This window comes from Polaromonas sp. P1_E1_2 (genome assembly GCF_056406035.1).
This window is the reverse complement of sequence record NZ_JBFUAZ010000737.1, coordinates 1-1802: the sequence shown is the minus strand read 5'-3', so window position 1 is coordinate 1802 and position 1802 is coordinate 1. Positions and strand designations below refer to the sequence as shown.

Here is a 1802-nt window from a genome sequence, read left to right as displayed (position 1 = left end):
CCCTGGAAGCGCTCTTCGGGAATGGGGCCGGTATGGCAGAGCAGACACAGGCCGTGTTGGCGGCTCGCGACGATGGCACGGCCGCGCGCTGCGTCTCCGGGCGTTGTCGTCAACGCCTGGGGTATTGCGTCGCCAACAACCTGCAGCGGCGGGACGGGTTGCAGCGCGAAGCCGGTCCAGGGCGCCAGCATCATCAACCCGCCGGCGATGGCACCATGCCGGTTCATGCTTTCTTGAGGTCGTGATTCTTCAGCGGCAGGTCACGTATACGTTTGCCCGTCGCCGCGTACACGGCATTGAGAACGGCGGGCGCGGCGACCGCGATCGTCGGTTCGCCGACGCCGCCCCAGAACCCGCCCGAGGCGACGATGATGGTTTCCACCGCCGGCATGTGCTGCATCTGCACGACGGGGTAGGTGCTGAAGTTGTCCTGCTCCATACGTCCGTCTTTTTGTGTGCATTCGCCGAACAGCGCCGCCGACAGGCCGTAAGCAAAGGAGCCCTCGACCTGCGCCTCGATCTGCTGCGGGTTGACCGCATAGCCCGGGTCGGTGGCGGCTACGATGCGGTGGACCTTGAGCACGCCATCGCTGCTCACCGACACCTCGGCACAGGCCGCCACGTAACTGCCAAAGCCCATGGTCTGGGCCAGGCCCCGGTAGACCTTCTGGCCGCCGACGTCGGGCGGCGGCACGTTCCACTTGACGCGATCGGCAACGGCATTCAGCACGGCCAGGTGCTTGGGGTGATTCGTCATCAGCTTGCGCCGCAAGGCCAGCGGGTCCTGCCTGGTGGCAACTGCGATTTCGTCGATGAAGGACTCGAGGTAAATCGTGTTCTGGTTCAGGTTTACGCCGCGCCAGAAGCCAGGCGGCACGCTGGGGTTTCGCATCGCATGGTCGATCAGCAGGTTGGGGAAGCTGTAACCAATGGAGGCTTCAGGTCCTGGTGCGTTGAGGCCCTGGAACTGCACCGGGTCCAGCCCGTTGCGCACGTTCTGCGGCGCCACGCCGGCCAGGATGGACTGGCCCGAAATGCGCATGTGCAGCGCGGTGACGTTACCCTGCGCGTCCAGTCCGGCCTGCAGCTTGCACTGCGTGACCGGGTGATAGCGGCCGTGCAGCATGTCTTCTTCGCGCGACCACAACAGCTTGACCGGCACACCCGGCATTTGTTTGGCAATGTCCACGGCCTGGCGCACCCAGTCGTGCACCGCGCCGCGCCGCCCGAAGCCGCCGCCCAGGTGGATTTTGTAGACCTCACATTTGCCGGCCGGAAGCCCTGCCGCTTCCGAGGTGGCCGCCAGAGCCGCTTCACCGTTTTGCGTGGGCGTCCAGACTTCGCAGTGCTCGGGCGTCCAGCGTGCCGTCGCATTCATGGGCTCCATGGTCGCGTGGTTCTGGTGCGGGTAGGAATACACCGCTTCGATGCGTCTGGCTGCTGAGGCCAGCGCTGCTTTGGCGTCGCCGTTCTGATTGCCGACAGCTGCGTCGGGCGCGTCCAGCCCGGCCTTGAGCATCTGGGCCACGCCGGCACTGGAATTTGAAGCGTTGGGGCCGTTGTCCCATTCAATGGGCAGCGCGTCGAGTGCGGTCTTGGCGCGCCACCAGGTGTCGGCCACGACGGCCACCGCGCTGTCTCCGACCGCCAGCACCTTCTTCACGCCGGGGTGCTTTTCAATCGCGGCGGCATTGAAGCTCTTGACCTTGCCGCCGAACACCGGACAGTCCTTGATGGCCGCATTGAGCATGCCGGGCAGTTTCAGGTCCGCGCCGTACACCTGCTTGCCGGTGACCTTGTCC

General features: G+C 65.6%; 1 protein-coding gene and 1 pseudogene. Both read right to left on the bottom strand.

The window, feature by feature from the left end; genetic code table 11:
- Positions 1-227 (bottom strand): annotated as a pseudogene (locus AC1D1P_RS22335) (sulfur oxidation c-type cytochrome SoxX); the annotation flags it as partial.
- The coding region (locus AC1D1P_RS22330) for a xanthine dehydrogenase family protein molybdopterin-binding subunit (RefSeq protein ID WP_477674492.1) at positions 224-1802 on the bottom strand (1579 nt) is incomplete at its 5' end. The pseudogene AC1D1P_RS22335 and the gene AC1D1P_RS22330, both read right to left, overlap by 4 nt.